Consider the following 23,736-nt stretch of genomic DNA (forward strand, 5'->3'; position numbering starts at 1 on the left):
GCCGCCGCTACGACCCGGATCGAGCCGTCCGCGATCTGGCACTCCGATCGGGGCAGCGTCTACACCTCAACGGATTTCAGGGCACTGGTGGCCGGTCTGGGCATGCGCTCCCCGATGGGACGCACGGGCGTGTGCTGGGACAACAGCATGGCCGAATCGTTCTTCTCAGCCCTGAAGAACGAACGTGTGTATCGGACCGTTTACGCGACCACATCACAAGCCCGCAGCGACGTCATTCGCTACATCGAAGGGTGTTACAACAGCCGGCGCCGTCACTCCGCGCCCGGTTACCGGGGGCACGACGAAGTCCACTCTGGTTATCAACAGCCAGCCCTGGCAGCGTAGAAGAATCCACTCAATCCGCTGTCCGAAATCCCCGCAGCAGCTCAAACCTGACACTGGAGGACTTTTCGGCCGGCGCCACCGGCAACTTTTTACAGCGGCGGAATTGGCCTTCTTTTCAGTCGGCGTTGTTAAGAGACGTCAAAGACCTCCTGGTCACCCGGAAACCAACACCGGGTGTCCCCGGCAAGGTATTGGAGGACGAGCTGCTGGGACACTTTGAGAGGGACCACACTTGCTTGCCCTTCGCCAACGGAAGACACTAGCTGGCCAGAGAGCCACTGGTAGACGCGTACCTGGGACTTCATGCAGCACCCGATCCGTAGGGACGCGTGATCGCCTCAAGGAAATGCCCGTCAGGATCCGCGAAGTAGACGCCGCGTCCGCCGTCGTTGTGGTTGATCTGCTGTGGGCGGGACCGTCCGGGGTCCGCCCAGTAGGGGATGCCCTCGACCTGGATCCTTGCGAAGATTCCGTCGAACTCCTCCTCGCTGACCAGGAAGGCGTAGTGCTGCGGGGAGATGGGTCGGTCCGCCGTGGCGAAATCGAGGGCCACTCCGTGGTCAAGGGGCACGGTCATGAAAGACCACATGGCTTGGGGTTCCGGCAGCCCGAGCACGTCGGCCAGGAACTTCGCTGAACGACGCTTATCCGTTGCGTAGACGATGGTGTGATTGAAAGTGACTGTCATGGCGACCTCCTGGGTGTGGTTGTCTGAGACCATCTGACGTCCAGCACTCTTCAGATTTCAAGAGCGCCAGCTACGTCCGTGGAATCTTCATGGCGCAGGCCTCAGCAGAGGAATAAGAGCCATCAGGGCACAAACTGCCTCGCACCCTGAAACCACAAGAAGTCCGGTAAATGAGGCCGAATATCGCGCCTGCCGATAATGGGAGCATTGCCGCCGCATCGGTCGCCGGACGACGAGACGCCTCGTATCCCTGGGGTTGTGAGACGCCAGGACCTACGCCGAGACCGCGCAGAGCACAGCATCAGGGCAGATCACCGACGGCGAAGCTACTACTGATAGCTAGGCTGAGGTTCTAGGTTTCCATGGCGTGTGCTCATGCGTGAGCCAAACCATTCCAGGGTTCAGAGAGCGCACCAGTAGCTGACCCTCTGTACGGGGGTTATCAAGTTCGTTGAACCAGACTGCTGTATCTCCAGCGACGATAGTCGGGCGTTCGTCTCCGTCAATGACGACGATCTGTGAGCCGCGGGTGTGGCCCGGTGCCGGAAGGAGCCGTAGCCCCGGAAGGAGTTCGAGCTCACTGTGAACCGTCCCGGGTTTGATGCCGCTATCTTCTTTGAGAAAGATAGTGACTATGCCCAAGCAGTTCCCGCCCGAAGTCCGTGATCGTGCAGTGCGCTTGACCTTGGATCGATTGCCCGAATACCCGTCTGTCTATGCTGCCTGCAAGGCGCTGGCGCCAAAGCTCGGGGTCGGCCCTGAATCGCTGCGCCGCTGGGTTGTCCAAGCCCAAGTCGATGCCGGAGAGAAGGCCGGACCAAGCAGTGAGGAGCTGGAGGAAATCAAGCGGCTCCGGGCTGAAGTGCGGGACTTGAAAGAGTCCAACGAGATCCTCAAACAGGCCTCGATTTTCTTCGCGAGGGAGCTCGACCCTCGCCGCCGCTGATCTGTCGATTCATCGACGAAATGCGCGCTGTTGGTCATGCGGTCGAGTCGATCTGTGCCGTCCTGCGGGAGCAGGGCGTGCAGGTCGCCGCACGAACCTACCGGGCGTGGAAGAAACGCCTGCCAGCCCTGCGCACCATCGAAGACGCCCGCATCACCGATGCGCTGCGCAGCTTGAAAGTCCCCGACGCGAAGGGACGACCCCGGCCCGAGATCATCTACGGGCGGGACTGCCCCGGGTTTGCTTGACTCCTGACTTGTGAGGATTCGTTCCTTGCAGCAAGGATGTTCACATGCCCAAGCCTTTCCCCGCCGAGTTCCGCCGTGACGTGGTCGCCGTGGCACGGAAGCACGAAGCCCCGATCTCGCAGATCGCCAAAGACTTCGGGATTTCCGAAGCAACCCTGCACAACTGGCTCAAGAAAGCCGACATCGAGGACGGCGCCCGTCCCGGCGTGACGGAGAAGGAAGCCGCGGAGCTCAGGGATGCCAGGAAGCGGATCCGGCTGCTGGAGCAGGAGAATGAGATCCTGCGCCGGGCAGCGGCGTTCTTCGCCCGGGAGCTGCCCCCAAAATGAAGTTCCCGCTGGTCCTTGACCTTGCCGCAGATGGTGTTCCCGTCGCGGTGGCCTGCCGGGTGCTGGGGTTCTCCAAACAGGCCTTCTACGCATGGAAGACAGCGCCGGTCACGGAGCGCGACTGGAATGATGCGCACCTGATCAACGCGGCGGTGGACGTTCACCGGGACGACCCGGCATTCGGGTACCGGTTCATCGCCGACGAACTCGAAGACCAGGGTTTCAGCGCCGGAGAGAACCGGGTCGCACGGCTGTGCAGCAGCCAGCGGATCTGGTCCGTGTTCGCCAAGAAACGCGGCCTGACCCGCAGGGCCGGCCCGCCCGTGCACGACGACCACGTCCGCCGGGACTTCACCGCGACGGCGCCTGACCGGCTGTGGCCCACGGACATCACCGAGCACCGGACCGATGAGGGCAAGCTCTACCTGTGCGCGATCAAGGACGTCTATTCCAACCGGATCGTGGGCTACTCCATCGATTCCCGAATGAAAGCGTCCCTGGCCGTCTCGGCCCTGCACAACGCGATAGCACTCAGGGAGCCGGCAGGAACCGTGGTCCATAGCGACCGCGGTTCGCAATTCCGCTCCAACGCCTTCGTACGGACGTTGAAGGGCAACGGGCTGAAAGGATCGATGGGGCGGGTCGGCGCGTGTGCCGACAACGCCGCCATGGAATCGTTCTTCTCGCTCCTGCAGAAGAACGTGCTGGACCGCCAGCGATGGTCCACAAGGGCGGATCTGCGTCTGGCAATCGTGACCTGGATCGAGAAAACCTACCACCGGAAACGCCGCCAGCGCCGCCTCGGACGGCTAACGCCCATCGAGTTTGAGATAATCAATACCGCCTCAAAGCCGCCTAACAACACTAAACCCCGAGAGCCAACGAAATCCGGGGCAGTCCCTTCAGATCTTCCTGGCAATCGTCACTGTCGGGGGCCTGTGGGTTGCCCTGGCCAATGGGAAAAAGGATCGAACAACGGCGATGTCGCTGGCGATGGGTGATCGCCGGGCTGCAGATGAGCGTGCGGGCAGTGACCGCCGGGAGGAGCGGCGGATCCGGCGGTCGAGGATTTGGCTTTCAAGGCCCCTTCCACCGTGGTCTTGGTCCGCCCGGTCTTCTTGGCGATCGCGGCGGCTGAAACGCCGACGGCCAACCGGCGCTACCCCCGAACACCCCTGCCGCGCCCGGGCGGCGGGTCAGCCATGCGAACGGGGCGTGGAAAAGGGGTGACGCCTCAACACCTTGAGGCGGTGTCGACGGGCCACGCCCGTCCCGTCCGGAACGTCCGGGTGCACACCCGGGCGGGTCTTCATGCGGTCGGCTTTCCGGGCCCGCCTCAGCGCCCGCCGCTCCGGACCATTGACCCTCGACAGCATCAGGAGGGTAAAGGCGAGCCAAAGGAGCGCCGTTAAGAACACCAGCCCGATCGACACCAGAGGGTGCATGCGGCCAGTTTAGTAGGCACCCCGGCAAATAGTAAGTAGCCTTTGACATTCTCAGCCTTCTGAGCAGAGCGGGGCTTAAGTCCGGGGAGCGCTTTGCGAGGATGTCCCGCACGTGTCCCCTGCCGGGTTGCCTGGTGGGCGCCGTCTCGTACACCTCCGGGGATCTGACCGACGTTGCTCTGGCAATCGCTCAATGAGGTGATCGGCCTAAAGTAGGCGAAGGATTGTGACAGGTGGCGCGCCCTCCCCCGGCCCTGGCACCCTGGCGACCGGCTTGGGCGGAGGGCGGGCGTGGCCCGCCCCCGAAGTCGTTGCTTCGGGCCACAACCCCTACATGCGCGTCTCAAAGACGGACGGGTCCCAGACCACGGACCTGCAGCACGACGCACTCCTGGCCGCCGGAACGGATGCCGAATCCCTGTACGAAGACATGGCCTCCGGCAAGAAGGAGGACCGCCCCCAGCTCGCTGCCTGCCTCAAAGCCCTGCGCCACGGAGACACCCTGATCGTCTGGAAACTGGACCGGCTCGGCCGGGACCTGCGCCACCTGGTCAACATCGTCCACGACCTCACCGAACGCGGCATCGGGCTCAAAGTCCTCACCGGCCAGGGCGCGGCCATCGACACCACCACCGCCTCGGGGAAGCTGGTCTTCGGGATCTTCGCCGCCCTGGCCGAATTCGAACGCGAACTGATCTCCGAACGCACCCTGGCCGGGCTCGCCTCCGCGCGCGCCCGCGGACGGAACGGCGGCCGCCCCTACAAGATGACCCCCGCCAAACTTCGTCTCGCTCTGGCCTCCATGGGCAAGCCCGACACGAAGGTCAGCGATCTTTGCGCCGAACTTGGCATCACCCGCCAGACCCTGTACCGGCACGTATCGCCCAGCGGGGAGTTGCGACCCGACGGCGAGAAACTACTTTCCCGATAGCCGCGGACGACCTTAGGCACATAGTTGTGGAACGAAGTTATGTGGCGAGCCACTTCCCGAAGGAACAGTCCCCGGGCGTTCAACTTCCTAGGAACTGGGATGCCCGCAATAATCCGCACGGTTTCCACCGGCTAGGGTTGCCAGCATGGACATCTTGATTGGGGCGTTAGCGGTGCTTGGGGTGCCAGCCGGGTTAGCGGGCATCTGGGTATGGACCTCGCGAAGGAATCGACGAAAGGGCATTAAGCGCAGGGGTAGTGGAGAACTGCTCGGAATTGCGGATGAAATTTTCCGCCCTCAAACGCATCAGGCTCAGCAGATACAGAAGATCCAACATGAACTTCCAGCGCCGGCCCCGTCTCCTGGAGAGCCTCCGGCAGCCAAGCTCTAGGGAGCCAGCGAATCGTACTCTGTCTGGCCTACTGCTAACGGGATACCGGGCCAACGTCCAGCCGGTGAAGGCGACTTCGAACAGTTCCGTGCAGACGCCTTCTGAAACTGACAGCATTGTTGTCTCGTCAGACCGTCTCACATCCCTAACGTTTCGAGACACAATGGTTTCGAGACACTGAGTCCGTTAAGGAAGGAGCCCGCCGCCGGTGAGGTGGATCGTCTGCGGACTGAGTGGGGGCAGCCAGAGCTTGCGCATCGCGGACCGTCCTGGACGGCTCCGAGCATGCCGGGCCAGGTCTTCACTTCTGAAGAGGACCCCCGGCGCTACGGTTCCCTTTTAATGTTTCCTGCCGAGACGGTGGCGAGGTCCTGTCGGAACGTTTCTGGTTCATTGGCGACGGGGAGGTTGACGTTGTCTTCGGCGGCGTCGAGTGATCCGTCTGTGTCTGCCGTCAATGAGTCAAAGACTGCGGTGAGGTTATCTTGTTCGGGTCCGTGATCGGCGATGAGTTCGAGAGTTTTGTGGTCGGCGGCATCGATGCGCAGGCTGTCAATGAGTACGCGGGCAACCTGGTCCCGGGCGATAACGCCATCAGCGGGCGAACCGGCCTGTCGTTTGTCGCCCTGGAGCATGATGACCTTCCGCTGATCGGCTTGGTTGTAGTCGAACCAGCCCGGGCGCACGATCGTGTACGGGTTGCCGCTGGCCCGGACAAGCCGCTCGCTGCGCAGCTTCCAGGTAGCGTAGGCGACTCCCGGGCGGGTAGTGCCGATGGCTGTCATCAGGGCGATACGGACCCGCCGGCCACCCAGAGCTTTGAGGACGTTGGCGACGCCGGCATAGTCGTTATCCCGGACGTCGCGTTCACTGGTGGTTGACCCGTGAGTGAAGACAACTGCGTCCACCTCCTGGACAGCCGCGGCAAGGGTTTCGGGACGGGTCAGGTCACCGACGACGAGGTCCACGCCGTCGGGAAGGATTTTGGCGGCGCGGGCCTTGTCGCGGACGAGGGCCCGCACGGTGTAGCCGTGCCGCAGCGCTTCGGCCGCGGCGTAGCGGCCGATGCTGCCGGTGGCACCGGCAATCAATACCGTTGACGGATGATTTGTCATCGTTTCTCCTTGACTGAGGCTTCTGTTGTTTCGCGCTGGGTGGCGGCCCAGCTGGCGAGGACTTTCAGTGCGTCCTCTGAGGGTGTGTTGGGGTCGGCCGTGTAGACGTTGATGCGCAGTCCCGGGTCGGCGGGAAGTTCCATTGCCTCGTAGCTCAGGTCCAGGTCGCCGACGATCGGGTGGTGGACGCGCTTGCGTCCGGTGCGGTGATATTTCACATCGTGCCGGGCCCACCGGGTGCGGAACTCCTCGCTGCGGGTCGAGAGTTCACCGACCAGGTCGGTGAGGTCTTTGTCGTAGGGGTTTTTCCCGGCGGCGGACCGCAGGACAGCGACGACGTCGTCAGCGGAGCGCTCCCAGTCGATGAAGAATTCCCGTGCTTTCGGGTTCAGGAAGGTGAACCGAGCGCTGTTCGGCGGAGCGGCGCTCTCTGCCATCATGTCCAGATATAGTGCCCGGCCCAGCTCGTTGGCGGCGAGGACATCCCCGCGGTCGTTGCGTACCCAGGCGGGCGCCGTCGTGATGGCATCGATGACGCGTTGCACGCTCGGCCGCACCGTTTGCGGGCTACGTTTGCGGCGGACCCGGGGGGAAGCGGTCGCGGCGCGGGCCAGGTCGAAAAGGTGGGCCGTTTCGGCGTCGTCAAGTTTCAAGGCGCGGGCGAGGGCTTCGAGGACACTGTCGGAGGCGCCGGAGAGGTTTCCGCGCTCAAGGCGGATGTAGTAATCGATGCTCATGCCGGCGAGCATGGCAACTTCCTCGCGGCGCAGGCCGGTGACGCGGCGGTTGCCGCCATAGGCCGGAAGCCCGGCTTCCTCGGGCGTGATCCTGGCTCGGCGGGAGCTGAGGAACTTCCGCACGTCGTCGCTGTGTGTCATGGCAGCCACGCTACGCCGCCGTCCCGAGGGGAGGGAGGGACTGTCATTACCCGGAACGTCAGTGACTCCCGGACCGTAAGAATTCACGGTTGCATGGAAAGCATGAAACCGGCACCTACCACCGCCCCGCATCCGGGAGCGATCCTGGCGATCATCCTCGCCAGCTACTTCATGATCCTGCTGGACAACTCGGTCATCTTCACCGCGCTGCCCAGCCTGCAGGCGGACCTGCAGCTGAGCACCAGTGAGCTTTCCTGGGTCCAGGATGCCTACACGCTGGTCTTCGGCGGGCTGCTGCTCCTCGGCGCGAGGGCCGGTGACCTGCTGGGCCGGCGGCGCGTCTTCGTCTTCGGGCTGGTGGTGTTCTCGCTCGCGTCGCTGCTGATCGGACTGGCACCGGCAGGGTGGTGGGCGATCGCCGGCCGCGCGGTCCAGGGTATCGGGGCTGCGATCGTGGCCCCCGCGTCCCTATCGTTGCTTACAGCGAGCTTCCCGGAAGGCCGTGAGCGCACCCGGGCGGTGTCCCTCTACGGCGCGACCGCAGGGATCGGTGCCAGCCTCGGGCTGGTCATCGGCGGGGCACTGGCGCACTGGATTTCGTGGCGTGCCGGGTTCTTCGTCAACGTCCCCATCGGCGCGGCGATGATCGCGCTTGCTCCCCGCTTCCTCCCGGAAACCGGACGGGCGACCGGACGGTTCGACGTGGCCGGGGCGCTGACTGTGACCCTCGGCGTCGGTGCACTGGTATTTGGGATCATCAACACCGCGGAAGTGGGCTGGACCTCGCCGGTCACCGTTACGGCCGTGGGCGCCGGCGTCGTACTCCTGGTCCTGTTCGTGCTGATCGAACGCAAGGCGGCCCAGCCGATCATGCCGTTGCGACTGTTCGCGAGCCGCCGCCGCACGGGCGCCTATGTGGCACGCTTCCTCTACCTCGGTGCGATGATCGGGTTCTTCTTCTTCACCACCCAGTTCATGCAGGAAGTCCTTGGCTTCGACCCGCTGCAGGCTGGTCTCGGATTCCTGCCCATGACCGCCGTAAACTTCGCCGTCGCCATGAGCATTCCGCCGCTGGTCAGGCGGATGCCGGGCTCGGTTGCCCTGCTGGCCGGTATCCTGATCACCCTCGCCGGGATGTTCTGGCTCAGCCGCGCCGGGGTCGACTCCAGCTACTGGACGGGAGTCGCCCTGCCGATGGTCCTCATTGGCGCCGGCCAGGGCTTCGCCTTCGCGCCGCTGACCTCATTCGGCATCATTGGTGCCCCTGCGGCCGATGCCGGCGCGGCTTCGGGCCTGGTGAACACCTTCCACCAGGTTGGTACCTGCCTGGGCCTTGGTATCGCGGTCGCGGCCGCAGCCACCGTCCCCACCGGAGGCCCTGCTGCGGAGCACCTGGCCGCGCAGGTCGGTGCCGCACTCACTACGGGCAGCGTCCTCCTTTTCCTGGCCCTGGTCACCACAGCGGCCCTCATCCTGCCCGCAGATCTCGCGGTCCGGCGAGCCGGGAAAACAAGGCCCGCCGTGCCCGCCCCGGAGGCTGAGCCCGCCCGCTGAACTGTCTAAGACCCGATCCCCCGGGCCTCCCCGGACAACAACACCTATCTACTTACTCTGCCTCCTGAAGGGCAAGCCTTCGTTTCCCCCCAATCCACGCGTTCAACAAACTAAGGAAAAATGCGATGAAAACACGTAAGCTCGGCGACGGCCTTGAGACATCGGCCATCGGCCTCGGTTGCATGGGGCTGAGCTTTGGTCTTGGCCCCGCTACCGACCGGACCGAAGCCCTTGCCGTCATCCGGTCCGCCGCCGAACGCGGCGTCACCTTGTTCGACACCGCCGAGGGCTACGGCCCCTACGTCAACGAAGAGCTGGTCGGCGAAGCGCTGCAGCCCATCCGCCACGCCGTTCTGGTGGCCACCAAGTTCGGGTTCGACATCAACGCCGACGGGGAAACCGTCGGACTCAACAGCCGCCCCGGACACATTCGGGACGTGGTTGAGGCGTCGCTGCGCCGGCTGCGGACCGATCACATCGACGTGCTGTACCAGCACCGGGTCGACCCTAACGTCCCGATGGAGGACGTCGCCGGCACCGTCAAGGAGCTCATCGCCGAGGGCAAGGTACGCCACTTTGGCCTGTCCGAGGCGAGCGAGACAAGCATCCGCCGTGCCCACGCCGTCCAACCGGTCGCCGTCATCCAGGACCACTACTCACTGTGGATGCGGGAACCGGAAACCAAGAAGTTCGGGGTCTGCGAAGAACTGGGGATCGGGTTGGTCGCCTGGGGCCCGCTCGGACAGGGATTCCTCACCGGCGGCATCACCCGGGACATGAAGTTCGATAACCCTAATGATCTCCGGGCGGACTTCCCGCGCTTCACGCCTGAGGCACTTGAGGCGAACTTCGCCCTCGTCGACTTCCTCAAGAATTTCGGAGCCGAAAAATGCGCCTCCCCGGCGCAACTGGCACTGGCCTGGCTCCTGTCCAAGAAACCGTGGGTCGTTCCGATCCCCGGCGGTACCCGCCTGACCCACCTGGACGACAACCTGCCCGCGGCTGACCTCGAACTCACCGCATCCGACCTGCAGCGGATCGACGAAGCCATCGCCGCGCTCGACCTCGTCGGCGCACCGCTTTCGGCAGGGCTGGACGCTGCCATCGACCGTGACCACTAACCGCAGGGTCATCTGCTGGCCAATCATCGGTACCCCCGGGGCGCCGACAATTGGCCAGCCCCGCCCCCTCACCGAAACTGCCCGCTGAACCAACACACCTGCACTTCATGGGGGTACTGACATGCACTCCCAAAGCGGTCCGTGACCGGTGTTGACTGGAAGCCGGCAACAACCACTAAGGAACCCACACCATGCGAGCAACACTGATGTACGGCGCCGGAGACGTGCGCGTCGAAACCGTCCCTAACCCCACCATCCAGGAGCCCACTGACGCTATCGTGCGCATCGTCGCCGGCTGCATCTGCGGCAGCGATCTGTGGCCCTACGCCTCCAAGCCGGAGACCTCCGAAGGCGCGCGGATGGGCCACGAGTTCGTAGGCGTCGTCGAAGAACTCGGCTCCGAGGTGATCGGCCTGTCCGTGGGTGACTTTGTCATCGCGCCCTTCGTGGCCTCCGACGGCACCTGCGATTTCTGCAAGGAAGGACTGCAGACCTCCTGCCGCCACGGCGCCCACTGGGGCGGTCACGACGACGGCGGCCAGGGCGAATTCGCCCGGGTCCCGCAGGCGTCGGGCACCCTCGTCATGGTGCCGGGGGGCTTCGACGAGAAGCTGATCCCGTCACTGCTGAGCCTCTCCGATGTCATGTCGACCGGATACCACGCAGCCAAAAAGGCCGGCATCGAGCCCGGCCAGAGCGTTACCGTGATCGGCGACGGCGCTGTGGGACTCTCCGCGGTTCTCTCCGCCAAGCTCATGGGCGCCTCGCGCATCATCCTGATGGGCCGCCACCAGGCCCGCACCGACCTCGGCCGCGAATTCGGCGCCACCGACGTGGTGGCCGAGCGCGGCGAGGAAGGCATCGCCAGGGTCAGGGAACTCACCAACGGCGACGGAACCCACGCGGTGCTTGAAGCCGTGGGCCTCAAGCCGGCGATCGAGATGGCGATCGGTGTCGTCCGCGACGGCGGCGTGATCAGCCGCGTCGGGGCGCCCCAGTTTCCTGAGGTGCCGTTCGGCTTCCCCGAGTTCATGCGCAACATCACGCTCACCGGCGGCGTCGCACCGGCCAGGGCCTACATCGAGGAGCTGCTGCCGCTCGTGCTCGACGGCACCATCGAACCCGGCAAGGTCTTCGACCGCACCATCGGCCTGGACGACGTCCCGGCCGGCTACAAGGCCATGGCCGACCGCGAAGCACTCAAAGTGCTCGTCCGCCCCTAACGAAAAGACCAGGATCTAATGGACATCACACTCAACAACGGGGTCGTCATGCCGGCCCTCGGGCTCGGCGTCTTCCAAAGCCCGCCGGAAGAAACAACGGCCGCGGTCGAGGCAGCCCTTGCTGCCGGTTACCGGCACATCGACACCGCCGCCGCCTACGGCAACGAACGCGAAGTCGGCGACGGCATCCACAACTCCCGGCTCGACCGGTCCGACGTGTTCATCGAAACCAAGGTCTGGGTCAGCGACTACGGCTACGACCAGACGCTGCTTGCCTGGGAGAAGGCGACCGGGAAGCTCGGGGTGGACTACCTGGATCTGCTGATCCTGCACCAGCCGGTGCCGAGCCGCTTCGAGAAGACCATCGCCGCGTACAAGGCGCTGGAAACCCTGCTCGCCGACGGGCGCGTGCGGGCCATCGGTGTCAGCAATTTCATGCCGCACCACCTCAAGCAGCTGCTCGCTGCGACCGACATAGTCCCGGCCGTGAACCAGGTGGAGCTGCACCCGTACTTCAGCCAACCGGATGTCCGGGCAGCCGACGCCGAACACGGCATCACCACCCAGGCATGGTCACCGATCGGCGGAATCACCTTCTACCCCGGCTGGGGCGAGGACCGGAAGAACGTCATGCAGGACCCCGCCATCGCCGCGATCGCTGAAGTGCAGGGCAAGACACCGGCGCAGGTCATGCTCCGCTGGCACCTGCAGCAGGGCCGCTCAGCCATCCCGAAATCGACCAACCCGGCACGCATCGCCGAGAACTTCGACGTTTTCAACTTCGACCTGTCCTCGGACGAGCTTGCTGCCATCGACGCGTTGGACACCGGCGTGCGCAACGGCCCGGACCCGGACCTCTCCCGCGACCAGTGGTTCGATGTGTCCGTCCCCGAAGCCTAAGCACGGCAGCACCAGACCAGAGAGAAGGAACCAGCATGGACTACCGCTCGCTAGGCCGCACCGGAGTCAAAGTCAGTCCCCTGTGCCTGGGTGCGATGATGTTCGGCCCCTGGGGTAACGAGGACCGCGCCGACAGCATCCGCATCATCCACCGTGCCCTTGATGCAGGGATCAATTTCGTCGACACCGCGGACGTCTACTCCGGCGGGGTATCCGAGGAGATCGTCGGGCAAGCGCTGGAAGGCCGGCGCGATGACGTCTTCCTCGCCACCAAGTTCTTCATGCCCATGAACCAGGATGACCCCAACCAGCGGGGCGGCTCCCGCCGGTGGATCATCCGGGAGGTGGAGAACTCCTTGCGTCGGCTGAACACCGACTACATCGACCTCTACCAGGTCCACCGGCCCAGCCCGGACACGGACGTCGAGGAAACCCTCGGCGCGCTCACCGACCTGGTCCGCCAGGGCAAGGTCCGGTACATCGGTTCCTCGTCCTACTCGGGATCACAGATCGTCGAAGCCCAGTGGGTGTCGAGGGAGCGGAACCTGGAGCGGTTCGTCACAGAACAGCCGCCCTACTCGATCCTCGTCCGCGGCATTGAGGAAGACATCCTCCCCACGGTCCAACGGCACGGCATGGGCACCCTCACGTACAGCCCGCTCAGCGGTGGCTGGCTCTCCGGCCGCTGGCGCAAGGATTCAGCCTCGGCACCCACGTCAAGTGCCCGCCCGAGCGCCCGCTTCGACCTGACGAGCCCGGCCAATCAGCGAAAGCTCGACATCGTCGAAGAACTCGCCCAGCTCGCCGAACAATCAGGTATGACGCTCATTGAGCTGGCAATCGCGTTCGTGATCAACCACCCCGGCGTCGCCTCAGCCATCGTGGGCCCGCGCACCATGGAGCAGCTGGAGTCCTACCTCCCCGCGGCGGCCATCACGCTGTCCACTGATGTGCTGGACAGGATCGACAAAGTCGTAGCCCCAGGTGTCACCGTTAACCCCGACGACAACAGCTACGGCGCACACGAACTCACCGCACAGGCACGGCGACGGCACCAATCATGAGCGACAAGTTGATGGGTGCTCTCTACGAAACCATGTGTGATGCGATGGAGGCTGCTGATATCGCCGGGCTGGACAGCGTTCTCGCCGACGAATTCACGCTCACCCACATGACGGGCTACGTGCAGTCAAAGGCTGAATGGCTGGACGCCATCGAAACCGGCCAGATGCAGTACCACCGGATGGAGACAGTCGAGGCAACCTCGAGCCCGGAGGGGACCACTCCCGGGCTGACCGCCCGGACGCTTACCGACGCCACGATTTGGGGATCGAGGGCCACGTGGCGGCTGACGCTACGTTCCTGGTTCGAGCCTCGAGGCGAGGAATGGGTCATCGCAAGAACGGTCGCATCGACCTGGTAACAACCCACCACACAACGGTGACGGTGCGCTGCATCCGAGGACAAGAAAAGTGAGGAGGACCTGGTGGAGGGCCTGGAGACCGTTGTATTGCTGGGCATGACTGTGCTCGCGGGCGCCGTGTTGGCTCCGCGCCTCCGTGTTGCCGCCCCCTTGCTGCTGCTGGTTTTCGGCCTTCTCCTTGGCTTCGTTCCGCAGCTGCGGCAGGTCGAGCTTCCACCGGAGACGGTGCTGTTGATCTTCCTGCCCGTCATGCTGTTCTGGGAAAGCCTGACCACCTCGCTGCGCTCCATCCGCCGGGACCTGCGCGGCATCGTCATCATGAGCACCCTGTTGGTCGTGGTCTCCGCTCTCGCCGTGGCGGGCGTGGCGCACCTTCTCGGCCTGCCATGGAACACGGCTCTTATCCTCGGTGCGGCCCTCGCGCCACCGGACGCGACGGCCGTCGCTGCTCTCGGGCGGATGCTTCCGAGCCGGAACTTCATGCTGCTCAAGGCCGAAAGCCTGACCAACGACGGCACCGCCCTGGTGCTATATGCCATCGCCGTGGGCCTGAAAATGGGCGGCAACTACACACCGGTCGATATTGCCGGGTTGTTCGCTCTCTCCTACGCCGGAGGGGCGGTAGCCGGTGGGATAGTTGCCTGGGCGGCTTATCTGCTCCTGGCCCGGGTACGCGACCCGCTCATCACCAACATCGCACTGCTGATCACCCCGTTCGCGGCTTTCCTGCTCGCCGAAGCAGTTCGCGCCTCAGGAGTCCTGGCCGTTGTTGTAGCCGGCCTGATCATCTCCTTCATATCCAGTCGGATCAGCACGGCAGCATCCCGCCGTCAGACAGAGTCCGCATGGCCCTTGGGCTCCTACCTGCTCAACGGTGCCCTGTTCGTTCTCATCGGCCTTCAGGTCCAGGCCGCGGTGCGCGATATCAAGCCCAGTGATGCGGGCCGGCTTCTGGTGTCAACAGTTGCCGTGTGGGTCACGCTCATCGTAATCCGGTTCGTGTTCCAAACACTTAGCATCACCCTCATCCGGATCCTGGACCGGCGCCCTTCCCAGCGCAAGCGCAGAATGACCTACCGTGCCCGCGTCGTCAGCTCCATCGCAGGTTTCCGCGGAGCAGTGTCCCTGGCGATCGCCCTGTCCGTGCCACCGATACTGAATGACGGCAGCCCGCTCCCCGGACGCGATGACATCATCTTCATCAGTGCCGGCGTGATAGTGCTGACCATGCTTGTGCAGGGACCTCTGCTGCCCCCGGTGGTTCGTTGGGCCAAGCTGCCGCATGAGCCCGAGGAGGAAGAACTGCACCTGGCCGAACTGGCCATCTCCTCAGCCGCCGTCCAAGCCGTTGACGACCTCGCAAACAAACTCGGGATCAACCCAGAGGTCCACGACCGCGTCGCAGACGAATACCGATCCCATCTGTCCATGATGCAGGCCCCACGGGAGGGCTCCGATCCGGACGCCACCACGCAATCACGCCAGGAAGAACAAACGCTCCGCCACGCCCTGCTCGACAAAAAGCGTGAAGTGCTCCTCGGGCTTCGTCTCGCCGGCACCGTCGATGACACCGTCGCACGGCGGATCCAAACCAGGCTCGACATCGAAGAACAACGCCTCACCGGCGTCGAAACATACGACTAACACCAACAGGCAATCAAAGGTTCACAACCGAAAGAAGGATCAACATGGCAGACCAGCCAAAGCAGGTCGGCGGAGGCCGAAAGATGTTCGGCGACTTCGCCCCGAAGCTTGCCGAGCTCACCGACGACATGCTCTTCGAGGACGTCTGGAACCGGCCCGAACTGAGCGCCCGCGATCGCAGCCTCATCACGGTAGCTGTACTCACCGCCGGCGGAAACACCGAGCAGTTGGGTTCCCATCTCGGCCGGGCCCTCGACAATGGTGTGACCCAGGACGAGCTCATCGAAGCCATCACCCATGTCACGCTCTACGCCGGCTGGCCCAGGGGCATGTCTGCGATGGGCGTCGCCAAGCAAGTCTTCGCTGACAAGAAGTAAGGAGGCAATGATGAACATCGAACCCACCGTTCCGACCACAAAGAACCCGCCGGCCCAGTTTGCCGGTGACGTGTGGCTTGACCCGATCGCCCTTCCCCACGAGGACGACCAGACGATGGTCGTCGCGACCGTCCGCTTCGCACCCGGAGCACGCACGGCCTGGCACTCCCACCAGCACGGCCAGTATCTGCGCGTCACCCAAGGTGTTGGGCGCTTCGGCACCCGGGACGGAAAGATCACCGAAGTCCACCCCGGCCAGACCCTTTACACCCCGCCCGGCGAAGAGCACTGGCACGCCGCCGCCCCCGGCTGCTTCATGGAACACATCGCCATGCTCCAAAACGGCGAGGACCCCTCCAAAACCACCGGTTGGGGCGAGCACATCACCGACGACGAATACAACGGTCGCTAACCGCAGCTCCTGATTCACAGACCATGAGAAGGTGGCGGTTCTCCTGACGAGGACAGCCCATCTCTTCAGGGAACGTCTCATAACCCTTGGGATATGAGGCGTCTCATCGACTGAAGCACCGGGACGACCGGGACGACCGGCAGTGTGAGTGTTCGTTCGAAATGGCGTGTGGAATTCGGCGCTCTTTGGCGGTGTTTTGTGGTCGCTCTTTGTCGCAAGTTGCCGATTACGAGGACGCTCGCGGCGGCTTCGATGACGTCGGCGGTGATGATTTCGAGCTGGTTGATTTTGAGGACGCAGGTGATTTGAGGGATCAGGCACTCTAGGAGCCGGAAGTTGCCACGGGTGATGCGTTCGACTGCGGCGATTGTCTGGGCGTCGGTGAAGTCGTCCGGGTCGAGTGATCGGCCCAGGCGATTCCAGTGGCGGTCGATCACCAAAAGGAGTTCCCCGCGGCAGAGGGCGCGGTAGCGGTGGGAGAAGCCGCGACGGCTGTGGAGGGGCTTATCTTGGGAGTTACTGATGTCCGCTTGGCAGGCGGGACCGTGGTGAACAGCGTGCCACTCCCGGATGGGAGTGCCCGGTCCCGGCTGTGTGGGAAAGTTTTTTCGCCGCGTGTCCTTTTCGCAGCGTCTGGAACGTCGTGCTGATGTATCAACCGACAAGAAGGAGTCATCGTGGAATACATGCTTTTCATCTGTACCGATCCCTCAGCACCGAAATATGTGGCCGCTGAGGACAACATCGTGGAGTGGGGCGCCGAGATGGGAACGCGGGGGGTCACCCGTCACGGAAACAGGCTGCGCCCCGTGGAGGACGCAACCACCGTCACGGTCCGTGCGGGCGAAGTGGTGGTCTCCGACGGGCCGTTCGCCGAGACGAAAGAATGGATTGCGGGCTACGACATCATCGTCTGCACCGATCTCGATGAGGCCATCGAGGTGGCGTCGAAACATCCCATGGCGCGCTTCGGCAAGATTGAGATCAGGCCAGTGTGGCCGCTCGGAGAGTAGGGATTCGCCCGATGTCCGGCGCTGATGGATCGCAGGGATGGGTGACATGGTAACGGAGCCGGCGACGGAGGTGCAGACCGCCGTCGCGATAGCCTCCGCCGCTGAAACCGCGCGAATCACTGCAACCCTCATCCGCGTCACCGGCGACTGGAGTCTAGCCGAGGACTGCGTCCAGGATGCGTTTGCGCGCGCTCTCATCGACTGGCCGGTGCGAGGCATTCCCAGGAATCCCGGGGCTTGGCTGACCACCGTAGCCAAGAACCGGGCGATCGACCGTATGCGCAGTGCTGCCAGCGAAAAGAGGGCGGTGCGTGAACTCGCGACCCTCACCGAACTCGAAGAAATGCCGGAGGAGCCCGGCACAGATCCTGCTGTCGATGACGACCGGTTACGTCTCATCTACACCTGTTGCCACCCTGCCCTCCCGCTCGATGCCCGGGTCACTTTGACCCTGCGCACCGTCGCCGGTCTCACCACAGCTGAGATTGCGCGCGCGTTCCTGGTCTCGGAAGCAACCATGTCGAAACGACTCGTCCGGGCCCGTGCCAAGATACGGAACGCAGGAATCCCATATCGTGTGCCGCCACCGGAGCTAATATCCGAACGCACTGCTGGCATCCTGTCCGTGCTCTACCTCATGTTCAACGAAGGATATTCGGCCACGGGCGACAGTACATTGATCCGCGAACCCCTCGTCCAGGAATCGATTCGCCTGGCCCGGATGCTGATCGCCCTACTCGACGATTCCCCTCAGCAACAGGAGGCCTTGGGTCTCCTAGCGCTTATGCTGTTCCACCATGCACGGAGAGGGACCCGAACGGACGCTGCGGGGGACTTGGTGACGTTGGAGGAGCAAGACCGCGGATCGTGGGACAGGGCTGCGATAGCCGAGGCTATGAAGCTGCTGGCGGCTGCCGAGCAAGAGGGCATTTCACGCCGTTCACGGCCCTGCAGCTACTGCGTCCAGGCCGCCATTGCTGCCTGCCATATGATCGCCCCGGACGCAGGCAGCACCGACTTCGCGAAGGTAGCCGCGCTATATGACCACCTCGGGCAGATCGCACCGTCCCCGGTCATCGAGCTCAACCGTGCCGTCGCCGTCGCGATGTCTCAAGGACCGGAGGCCGGCCTGGCACTCATCGATCGGCTGGAGCGCGAACGATCCCTAGACGGCTACTACCTTCTGCCCGCGGCGAAAGCTGACCTCCTGCGGCGCCTGGGCAGAAAAACAGAGGCCCACCGCGAATATCGGCGGGCCCGGGAGCTCGCACCGTCAGAGGTTGAGCGCCGCTACCTCAACAAGCGCCTGGCAGAAACAGCCGATGTGCCCTTATCCGAATCTCAGTCCATCCAAAATATGCGCCCGATAACGGGTGCAGAGGAGAAAAATGAAACACCTCATATTGATTCCGAACAATGTTGATACTTGGAAGGGGCTTCCCGAGGCCGAGATCGAGGGGATCATGCGGGCCCATACCTCCTTACAGAAGGAGCTCATGGCCTCCGGAGAGTTCGTGGAGGCGCATGAGCTGAGCGAGGAGGCGAAATTCGTCCAGTCGAACGACGGCAGGTGCACCGTGACTGACGGTCCCTTCATGGAGACCAAGGAGTTCGTGGCTGGTTTCTACATTGTCGATTGCGTGGACATGGAACGCGCGGTGGAGATCGCCGGAAAGCTCGGAGAGGCAAAACTATGGCCGATCGAGATACGCCGAATCGACGCATAGTCCAGGGACAGGAATCGGCCCGCCCTATTAGATTCGGAGTTACCGCTGATTTTGGCGGTGCATCAACGTCTATGAAGAGGACCTGAAACTTGGTCCAAACGTTTCCATCACACATTAGGAGTACCCACTATGGCTGCACCTCTCGTATACGTCAGCTTCCCCGGAACGGCCCGGGAAGCGCTGAGCTTCTACGCAGACATCTTCGGGGGCGAGTTGTCCCTGCACTCTTACGAGGACTTTGGCAGGACCGACGGCCCACCAGGCGCTATAGCGCACGGCGTCCTTGGCGGTGACGACGCCCCGGCGGGATCCGACGCCCCGGCGGGATCCGACGCCCCGGCGGGAGAACAGACCGTGCGGTTCGAAGGCCTCATGCTATCGCTGCTGGGAACCGCTGAACCGGCGATCCTCCACGAGTGGTTCGACAAGCTCTGCATCGGCGGGTCGGCGATCGACCCGTTGGCTCCAAAGCCGTGGGGCGCCTCAGACGGTCAGGTCACTGACCGCCACGGCCTTCGCTGGCTCATCGGATACGAGCCTCAAGCATGAGTGACCGGCTGCTGCTGACGCAACTGGCAAGCGAACGCGATCATGTGCTGCATGCCGTGGACGGGCTGACCGAAGCCGAGATGAGTGCGCCGCTCGTCCCATCAGGGTGGACCATAACGCGCCTCCTCAACCACCTCGCCTTCGACGATGAGATGTTTTGGATCTCGGCCGTTCTTGGCGCCGACTCCAAGGCGATCGCAGCACTTCACGACGGTTGGGCGTCCCGTCCTATGGCGGGCGCCGAAGCCGTCAAGATCTATAAGCACGAGATCCGGCGCAGCAACCGAATCCTTGCGAAAGTTGACCTTGATGACCCACCCCGCTGGTGGCCCCCGGCCAGCGAGTTCGCCGCACAACCGATGCGTGAGGGTCGCGAGGTCGTCTTTCGCGTGCTTGCAGAGACATCCACTCACGCAGGTCACCTCGACATCGTGCGCGAACTGATCGACGGACACCAAAATCTCGTCGTCAACTGATCCACCGCCCAAAACGAAGGACGGGGAACTTCTTCGCAACCTGGGCACTCGGGCCACGTAAACCCAACACTCCCGACCCAGGAGTCCACCTTAAACCTCTTCTCCCACCCGCAGATGTCGCTAAACCCGAGCATCCGCGATACAGCGGTGAACATGCGGACGCCCATCGCCCACTCCACTGCACTATGCACCGGAGACACTGCAGCCACCGGCCCGACTAGCCGATCGACTTTCACGAAAGGACCACCACAATGCCGCAATTTGCCGTCCTCATCTATGCAGACGAGTCCCTCCATGCTGTCGACGCAGCAGAGGACTTCGACCGGCAGGTTCGGGACCTGCTCGCAGCCGGTGTGCGACGTGATGACCTCTACACCGACCACGGGGTCAGCGGCGCCCGGGCATCAAGGCCGGCATTCAATAGGGCGCTGGAAGCACTGCACGAGGGGGACACCCTGGTGATCACCACGTTGGACCGGCTGGGAAGGTCCACGGTGAACATGCTCGGCCTTGCCGATGAACTGCGGGCCAGGGCATCAACCTTCGGGTGCTGAACCTGGGCGGCGGGAATGTGGACACCGGCACCCCGATGGGATCCATGGTCTTCACTGTCATGGCGGCCCCGGCCCAGATGGAACTCGAGATTAAGCGCGAACGCATCAACGACTCTGTCTCCAAACGCCGGGCCGCGGGGAAGGATCTGGGCGGACGGCGGCAGCAGTTCAGCGACAGCCAGATCAGCAACGCCCGCCGCCTCATCGACGCCGGGGAGGCAGCTACCCACATCGCCCGTGACCTGGGTATGTCGCGGGCGACCCTGTACCGGCGGATCGGAGAGCTGGATGCCCGGCAATGGATCACCTCTCAGACGCCCTGAGGCTGACCGGCAGCAGTAACCCCGCATCGGCCGGTTCACCCTTCGGCACTCTCAGGCCCCGGCTGATGCCAAACCGCCTCGGCGACTTCCGCTTTTAAAGCCAACTGTTGCCCCTGCAGACGATCGCCCATAGGCTCATCCATGTGAGTGGCGGGGACGGTATTCCGAGAAGCGGAACCGCCCAGCGACCCGTGAAGGAAATCAAGCATGGCAACAGGTACTGTCAAGTGGTTTAACTCCGAAAAGGGCTTTGGTTTCATTGCCCCTGACGACGGAAGCGCTGACGTGTTCGCACACTATTCGGCAATCGCATCCAGCGGTTACAAGTCCCTGGACGAGAACCAAAAGGTTCAGTTCGACATCACCCAGGGCCCCAAGGGCCCCCAGGCTGAGAACATTCAGCCGCTCTAGCAGTCCCCAAGAGACTGGTCAGCCGTTGCGGCCGGCCAGTCTCTTGCTGTGTCCGGGGCGAGAGTAAACATGTGCCACGATGACGTTAAGCCGTGCGGTAGCCGCCGCACAGCCTTTGGACCCGTTGCGACAGATCAGGCGACACTAGGCTGATTCCCGTGGATCGTCATTCAGTGCCTCATCCTCGAACTGCTGAAAGGTCCGGCCCGTCGCGGTCTTCCAGGAAAATCCTTCCGTTGATACTGCCGCCTAAAACCACCGCGCCAGCGGTGCTAGGACTGCTGAACAGCTGGTCCTCAACGAAGACGTAATCATCACCGCGAATATCGACCACGCCCTGCTCAACTAGGTCAAGGCGCCTGCGCAGGAGTGAGGCCGGCAGCGAGGGGCGAGCCCCATAAGAAACATGGTTGCAGTAATCCCCCCGTCATCGGGCATTTCACCGTACGGGTCTTACGTACATGGCCCAGGCCAGCAACCGTGCGGAACATGTCAGCAGGCTCCCGCGGCACAGTGATCGACCGGCTAACGGGATGATTCAAAGGCCGCCTGTTGCGGAACGCTGTGTCATAGGCACCACCCAGTGAGCTGCCACTGATCCATCTGCCGTCTAAGGGACGTTCGTTGCCTCAATTGGACTGCCATCTGTCGGCCGTCGTATCAGCTTCCAGAGGAACCACTACACCGTGTGCCGCCCCTCTGATTTTATGGGGACATGAAGCTTCTTATTCTTGGGGGTACTGCCTGGCTTGGTCACGAGGTCGCACGTCAGGCGGTCGATCGCGGCCACGATGTAACGTGCCTCGCGAGAGGGGAATCAGGTTCCACCCCGGAAGGTGCATCACTCATTCAGTCGGACCGGGACAAAGACGAAGGCCTCGAACCAGTGGCCACATTGCAGTGGGATGCGGTTTTGGACGTATCCCGCCAGCCAGGGCAGGTGAAACGGGCAGTTCGAGATCTTCGCACGGCCCGTTACTACCTCTTCGTTTCCTCCGGCAACGCATATGCAAGCCAAGGGCCGCTGGGACAGGACGAAGACGCACCGCTGCTTCCTCCGCTCGAATCAGATGTCATGGAAACCATGGAATCCTACGGACAAGCAAAGGTCGCATGCGAGCAAGCCGTCATCGAAGGGTTCGGCTCAGAGAACTGCATGATCGCCCGCGTAGGACTCATCGGAGGACCCGGCGACATTTTCGGACGCACCGGGTATTGGCCGTTGCGGTTTGCCAATCCCTCCGTGGCAAAGGGAACGGTGTTAATACCCAACGCTCCAGCGCTGCCCACACAGGTGATTGACGTTCGAGACCTGGCTGCCTGGCTTGTCCACTCGTGCGAAAAGCAACTCAGTGGTGTCTATAACGCGATGGGAGAAACGCAGACGTTCGAGGAACACATTGCCGCCGCCAGGGCAGCGGCCCGCCATGAAGGCCAAGTCGTGACCGCCGACGCAGAATGGCTCCACTCCCACGGAGTAGGGGAATGGGCAGGCCCGAAGTCTTTACCCTTATGGCTGAGCAATCCGGTCTGGCACGGAATGAACGCACGCTCCAACAAGCGGGCGAAGGACGCAGGCTTGGCATTACGTCCGCTCGAAGAAACACTGAACGCCACGTTAAAGTGGGAAGAAGAGGCTGGCATCGACAGGCCAAGGCGTGCCGGACTCACCAATGAGGAAGAAGTGGAACTGCTCACTGAGCTGGTCTCAATCAAGCACTAATGTTGCCTGCTCTGCATTCTGCAGCTGCGACCAAAGGTAAGCGAATGGATCATCTTCCACACTCAGTGACCGCTTCCACTCCCTTTACATAACCACTATCCGGTCAACGATCCGCTTGCGGTCACGGTGCCTCTGCCGCCGAGGTCCGTCGTGACGCGCTCGTTCGCACAGCCATCGGCCTAAGGGCAAATTAATGGCAAACGCTCCTCGTCGGGCACGATAAGAGCTATGACCGTCGAACTTCGCCCTTGGACGCTTGAAGACGCGCCCGCGCTGTGGGCTGCATCCCGGCAGAGCCCGGACCTTGAGTCGCAATTTGGCAGTGCGGACCTGGCCACCGTCGACCAGGCGCGTGACTACATCGGCACCCAACTTCCGTTGACAGTGTCTAGGCGCAACTGGGCGATCACGATCGAGGGTGTTGCTGCGGGCAACGTAGGATTGTCAGCCATTGACCGGCACCACGGAACTGCCTGGACGTACTACTGGCTCACCTCTGCAGCTCGTGGTCGCGGCTATGCAGTGCGAGCCCTCGCAACGATCGCCGCCGCAGCCTTTGAGGACGGCCTCTTCCGCCTCGAGCTGGGCCATCGCGTCAACAATCCCGCATCGTGCAAGGTCGCCACCGGTGCCGGCTTCGTCCCCGAAGGTCTCGAGCGCCAGAAGCTGCTGTACGGTACTGAACGCTTCGACGTCGAGACCAACGCGCGACTGCGTACGGATCTGAGCCCGAATCTCAAGATGCTCGCCTTGTCCCGGTAAAGGATCCTTGGGTTCTTGCGGTGATTGCAACACTTAGCGGATGGGTGTTGTCATGGCGAGGTACTGGATTTATGTAAGACCGGATCTTCTGCAGCTGTTTTGGGCTGGGATGCAGGCCGGTGATTTCATCACTGACGCTGTTGTGCCGATCAATACGAGCAGGCGGACCGGGCGCCGGGTCCTGGCCGAGGCCGGGGGTGTCAGGCCACGCCGCGGCCGGGATCTGAA

Annotated in this window: 25 protein-coding genes and 4 pseudogenes; 24 read left to right on the forward strand and 5 right to left on the reverse strand. The window is 63.2% G+C overall.

Features of this window, described 5'->3' with window-relative positions; all coding sequences use genetic code 11:
• Positions 1-345 (forward strand): integrase core domain-containing protein (locus ABIB51_RS21705; RefSeq protein WP_354191421.1); only part of this gene is annotated, 345 nt, incomplete at its 5' end.
• A 301-nt stretch (positions 346-646) separates the two neighbouring features.
• On the opposite strand, the gene ABIB51_RS21710 is transcribed toward ABIB51_RS21705, so the two are convergent.
• On the reverse strand, positions 647-1,033 hold the full coding sequence (locus ABIB51_RS21710; RefSeq protein WP_354191422.1) for a VOC family protein: 387 nt from the start codon (positions 1,031-1,033) through the stop codon (positions 647-649).
• Between the two features lie 634 nt (positions 1,034-1,667).
• Between ABIB51_RS21710 and ABIB51_RS21715 the strand changes: the two genes are divergently transcribed.
• The 4 genes and pseudogenes from ABIB51_RS21715 (at position 1,668) to ABIB51_RS21730 (ending at position 4,932) form a co-directional block, all read left to right on the forward strand.
• Positions 1,668-1,979, forward strand: a complete 312-nt coding sequence (locus ABIB51_RS21715) for a transposase (RefSeq protein WP_354191423.1) — start codon at positions 1,668-1,670, stop codon at positions 1,977-1,979.
• Positions 1,980-1,999: 20 nt separating this feature from the next.
• Positions 2,000-2,227 (forward strand): hypothetical protein, encoded by a 228-nt coding sequence (locus ABIB51_RS21720; RefSeq protein ID WP_354191424.1) that lies wholly within the window; start codon positions 2,000-2,002, stop codon positions 2,225-2,227.
• A 44-nt stretch (positions 2,228-2,271) separates the two neighbouring features.
• Positions 2,272-3,395, forward strand: a pseudogene (locus ABIB51_RS21725) (IS3 family transposase); the annotation flags it as partial.
• 940 nt (positions 3,396-4,335) lie between these two features.
• Positions 4,336-4,932 carry a recombinase family protein gene (locus tag ABIB51_RS21730; RefSeq protein WP_354191425.1) on the forward strand — a complete coding sequence of 199 codons (597 nt, stop codon included), beginning with the start codon at positions 4,336-4,338 and terminating at the stop codon, positions 4,930-4,932.
• A gap of 717 nt (positions 4,933-5,649) precedes the next feature.
• On the opposite strand, the gene ABIB51_RS21735 is transcribed toward ABIB51_RS21730, so the two are convergent.
• Both ABIB51_RS21735 and ABIB51_RS21740 read right to left on the reverse strand, forming a co-directional pair.
• Entirely contained in the window at positions 5,650-6,438 is a 789-nt protein-coding gene (locus tag ABIB51_RS21735; protein WP_354191426.1) for an SDR family oxidoreductase, read from the reverse strand.
• The gene (locus ABIB51_RS21740) at positions 6,435-7,316 is read right to left on the reverse strand and encodes a helix-turn-helix transcriptional regulator (RefSeq protein WP_354191427.1); all 882 of its coding nucleotides are present in this window, start codon (positions 7,314-7,316) and stop codon (positions 6,435-6,437) included. The genes ABIB51_RS21735 and ABIB51_RS21740 overlap by 4 nt, the downstream gene beginning before the upstream one ends.
• 102 nt (positions 7,317-7,418) lie before the next feature.
• On the opposite strand from ABIB51_RS21740, the gene ABIB51_RS21745 reads away from it, so the two are divergent.
• The 9 genes from ABIB51_RS21745 (at position 7,419) to ABIB51_RS21785 (ending at position 15,970) form a co-directional block, all read left to right on the forward strand.
• A complete protein-coding gene (locus ABIB51_RS21745) occupies positions 7,419-8,870 on the forward strand; it encodes an MFS transporter (protein WP_354191428.1) in 1,452 nt (483 codons plus the stop codon).
• A gap of 125 nt (positions 8,871-8,995) precedes the next feature.
• Positions 8,996-9,991, forward strand: coding sequence for an aldo/keto reductase (locus tag ABIB51_RS21750; RefSeq protein WP_354191429.1), 996 nt, complete (start codon positions 8,996-8,998; stop codon positions 9,989-9,991).
• A 191-nt stretch (positions 9,992-10,182) separates the two neighbouring features.
• Positions 10,183-11,214, forward strand: a complete 1,032-nt coding sequence (locus ABIB51_RS21755; protein WP_354191430.1) for a zinc-dependent alcohol dehydrogenase family protein — start codon at positions 10,183-10,185, stop codon at positions 11,212-11,214.
• Between the two features lie 18 nt (positions 11,215-11,232).
• A complete protein-coding gene (locus ABIB51_RS21760) occupies positions 11,233-12,114 on the forward strand; it encodes an aldo/keto reductase (RefSeq protein ID WP_354191431.1) in 882 nt (293 codons plus the stop codon).
• 35 nt (positions 12,115-12,149) lie between these two features.
• Positions 12,150-13,178 (forward strand): aldo/keto reductase, encoded by a 1,029-nt coding sequence (locus tag ABIB51_RS21765; protein WP_354191432.1) that lies wholly within the window; start codon positions 12,150-12,152, stop codon positions 13,176-13,178.
• Entirely contained in the window at positions 13,175-13,537 is a 363-nt protein-coding gene (locus tag ABIB51_RS21770) for a nuclear transport factor 2 family protein (RefSeq protein ID WP_354191433.1), read from the forward strand. Before ABIB51_RS21765 ends, ABIB51_RS21770 begins: the two co-directional genes overlap by 4 nt.
• Before the next feature lie 63 nt (positions 13,538-13,600).
• Positions 13,601-15,181, forward strand: coding sequence for a Na+/H+ antiporter (locus ABIB51_RS21775; protein ID WP_354191434.1), 1,581 nt, complete (start codon positions 13,601-13,603; stop codon positions 15,179-15,181).
• A 44-nt stretch (positions 15,182-15,225) separates the two neighbouring features.
• On the forward strand, positions 15,226-15,558 hold the full coding sequence (locus ABIB51_RS21780; RefSeq protein WP_354191435.1) for a carboxymuconolactone decarboxylase family protein: 333 nt from the start codon (positions 15,226-15,228) through the stop codon (positions 15,556-15,558).
• 10 nt (positions 15,559-15,568) lie between these two features.
• Positions 15,569-15,970: a (R)-mandelonitrile lyase gene (locus ABIB51_RS21785; protein WP_354191442.1), complete on the forward strand. Its 402-nt coding sequence runs from the start codon at positions 15,569-15,571 to the stop codon at positions 15,968-15,970.
• 218 nt (positions 15,971-16,188) lie between these two features.
• On the opposite strand, the pseudogene ABIB51_RS21790 reads toward ABIB51_RS21785, so the two are convergent.
• A pseudogene (locus ABIB51_RS21790) lies at positions 16,189-16,470 on the reverse strand (AAA family ATPase); the annotation flags it as partial.
• 186 nt (positions 16,471-16,656) lie between these two features.
• Between ABIB51_RS21790 and ABIB51_RS21795 the strand changes: the two are divergent.
• The 7 genes and pseudogenes from ABIB51_RS21795 to ABIB51_RS21825 all read left to right on the forward strand — a co-directional run bounded on the left by ABIB51_RS21795 (position 16,657) and on the right by ABIB51_RS21825 (position 21,023).
• Entirely contained in the window at positions 16,657-16,983 is a 327-nt protein-coding gene (locus ABIB51_RS21795; protein WP_354191443.1) for a YciI family protein, read from the forward strand.
• Between the two features lie 37 nt (positions 16,984-17,020).
• The gene (locus ABIB51_RS21800) at positions 17,021-18,406 is read left to right on the forward strand and encodes an RNA polymerase sigma factor (RefSeq protein WP_354191436.1); all 1,386 of its coding nucleotides are present in this window, start codon (positions 17,021-17,023) and stop codon (positions 18,404-18,406) included.
• On the forward strand, positions 18,372-18,710 hold the full coding sequence (locus ABIB51_RS21805) for a YciI family protein (RefSeq protein WP_354191437.1): 339 nt from the start codon (positions 18,372-18,374) through the stop codon (positions 18,708-18,710). The genes ABIB51_RS21800 and ABIB51_RS21805 overlap by 35 nt, the downstream gene beginning before the upstream one ends.
• 129 nt (positions 18,711-18,839) lie before the next feature.
• A complete protein-coding gene (locus tag ABIB51_RS21810; protein WP_354191438.1) occupies positions 18,840-19,259 on the forward strand; it encodes a VOC family protein in 420 nt (139 codons plus the stop codon).
• Complete coding sequence (locus tag ABIB51_RS21815) at positions 19,256-19,735, forward strand: mycothiol transferase (protein ID WP_354191439.1); 480 nt, start codon at positions 19,256-19,258, stop codon at positions 19,733-19,735. The genes ABIB51_RS21810 and ABIB51_RS21815 overlap by 4 nt, the downstream gene beginning before the upstream one ends.
• A 251-nt stretch (positions 19,736-19,986) precedes the next feature.
• Positions 19,987-20,612, forward strand: a pseudogene (locus ABIB51_RS21820) (recombinase family protein).
• Positions 20,613-20,819: 207 nt separating this feature from the next.
• Positions 20,820-21,023 (forward strand): cold-shock protein, encoded by a 204-nt coding sequence (locus tag ABIB51_RS21825; protein WP_069951488.1) that lies wholly within the window; start codon positions 20,820-20,822, stop codon positions 21,021-21,023.
• 178 nt (positions 21,024-21,201) lie between these two features.
• On the opposite strand, the gene ABIB51_RS21830 is transcribed toward ABIB51_RS21825, so the two are convergent.
• Positions 21,202-21,405 (reverse strand): DUF4357 domain-containing protein, encoded by a 204-nt coding sequence (locus tag ABIB51_RS21830; protein ID WP_354191444.1) that lies wholly within the window; start codon positions 21,403-21,405, stop codon positions 21,202-21,204.
• A gap of 333 nt (positions 21,406-21,738) precedes the next feature.
• Between ABIB51_RS21830 and ABIB51_RS21835 the strand changes: the two genes are divergently transcribed.
• From ABIB51_RS21835 to ABIB51_RS23300, 3 genes and pseudogenes are all read left to right on the forward strand, one after another.
• On the forward strand, positions 21,739-22,746 hold the full coding sequence (locus ABIB51_RS21835) for a Rossmann-fold NAD(P)-binding domain-containing protein (RefSeq protein ID WP_354191440.1): 1,008 nt from the start codon (positions 21,739-21,741) through the stop codon (positions 22,744-22,746).
• A gap of 228 nt (positions 22,747-22,974) precedes the next feature.
• Entirely contained in the window at positions 22,975-23,508 is a 534-nt protein-coding gene (locus ABIB51_RS21840; protein ID WP_354191441.1) for a GNAT family N-acetyltransferase, read from the forward strand.
• 40 nt (positions 23,509-23,548) lie between these two features.
• A pseudogene (locus tag ABIB51_RS23300) lies at positions 23,549-23,736 on the forward strand (IS30 family transposase); the annotation flags it as partial.

The organism is Arthrobacter sp. UYCu712 (assembly GCF_040547005.1).
In the GTDB taxonomy this organism is placed as follows: Bacteria; Actinomycetota; Actinomycetes; order Actinomycetales; family Micrococcaceae; genus Arthrobacter.

Excerpts from the sequence above, each read along its gene's own strand:
- ABIB51_RS21755 (WP_354191430.1), top strand. The coding sequence starts at position 10,183 with ATGCGAGCAACACTGATGTACGGCGCCGGAGACGTGCGCGTCGAAACC.
- ABIB51_RS21745 (WP_354191428.1), top strand. The coding sequence starts at position 7,419 with ATGAAACCGGCACCTACCACCGCCCCGCATCCGGGAGCGATCCTGGCG.
- ABIB51_RS21765 (WP_354191432.1), top strand. The coding sequence starts at position 12,150 with ATGGACTACCGCTCGCTAGGCCGCACCGGAGTCAAAGTCAGTCCCCTG.
- ABIB51_RS21840 (WP_354191441.1), top strand. The coding sequence starts at position 22,975 with ATGACCGTCGAACTTCGCCCTTGGACGCTTGAAGACGCGCCCGCGCTG.
- ABIB51_RS21815 (WP_354191439.1), top strand. The coding sequence starts at position 19,256 with ATGAGTGACCGGCTGCTGCTGACGCAACTGGCAAGCGAACGCGATCAT.
- ABIB51_RS21760 (WP_354191431.1), top strand. The coding sequence starts at position 11,233 with ATGGACATCACACTCAACAACGGGGTCGTCATGCCGGCCCTCGGGCTC.
- ABIB51_RS21710 (WP_354191422.1), bottom strand. The coding sequence starts at position 1,033 with ATGACAGTCACTTTCAATCACACCATCGTCTACGCAACGGATAAGCGT.
- ABIB51_RS21735 (WP_354191426.1), bottom strand. The coding sequence starts at position 6,438 with ATGACAAATCATCCGTCAACGGTATTGATTGCCGGTGCCACCGGCAGC.
- ABIB51_RS21825 (WP_069951488.1), top strand. The coding sequence starts at position 20,820 with ATGGCAACAGGTACTGTCAAGTGGTTTAACTCCGAAAAGGGCTTTGGT.
- ABIB51_RS21730 (WP_354191425.1), top strand. The coding sequence starts at position 4,336 with ATGCGCGTCTCAAAGACGGACGGGTCCCAGACCACGGACCTGCAGCAC.
- ABIB51_RS21720 (WP_354191424.1), top strand. The coding sequence starts at position 2,000 with ATGCGCGCTGTTGGTCATGCGGTCGAGTCGATCTGTGCCGTCCTGCGG.
- ABIB51_RS21715 (WP_354191423.1), top strand. The coding sequence starts at position 1,668 with ATGCCCAAGCAGTTCCCGCCCGAAGTCCGTGATCGTGCAGTGCGCTTG.
- ABIB51_RS21785 (WP_354191442.1), top strand. The coding sequence starts at position 15,569 with ATGAACATCGAACCCACCGTTCCGACCACAAAGAACCCGCCGGCCCAG.
- ABIB51_RS21800 (WP_354191436.1), top strand. The coding sequence starts at position 17,021 with ATGGGTGACATGGTAACGGAGCCGGCGACGGAGGTGCAGACCGCCGTC.
- ABIB51_RS21810 (WP_354191438.1), top strand. The coding sequence starts at position 18,840 with ATGGCTGCACCTCTCGTATACGTCAGCTTCCCCGGAACGGCCCGGGAA.
- ABIB51_RS21780 (WP_354191435.1), top strand. The coding sequence starts at position 15,226 with ATGGCAGACCAGCCAAAGCAGGTCGGCGGAGGCCGAAAGATGTTCGGC.
- ABIB51_RS21835 (WP_354191440.1), top strand. The coding sequence starts at position 21,739 with ATGAAGCTTCTTATTCTTGGGGGTACTGCCTGGCTTGGTCACGAGGTC.
- ABIB51_RS21770 (WP_354191433.1), top strand. The coding sequence starts at position 13,175 with ATGAGCGACAAGTTGATGGGTGCTCTCTACGAAACCATGTGTGATGCG.
- ABIB51_RS21805 (WP_354191437.1), top strand. The coding sequence starts at position 18,372 with ATGAAACACCTCATATTGATTCCGAACAATGTTGATACTTGGAAGGGG.
- ABIB51_RS21750 (WP_354191429.1), top strand. The coding sequence starts at position 8,996 with ATGAAAACACGTAAGCTCGGCGACGGCCTTGAGACATCGGCCATCGGC.
- ABIB51_RS21795 (WP_354191443.1), top strand. The coding sequence starts at position 16,657 with ATGCTTTTCATCTGTACCGATCCCTCAGCACCGAAATATGTGGCCGCT.
- ABIB51_RS21740 (WP_354191427.1), bottom strand. The coding sequence starts at position 7,316 with ATGACACACAGCGACGACGTGCGGAAGTTCCTCAGCTCCCGCCGAGCC.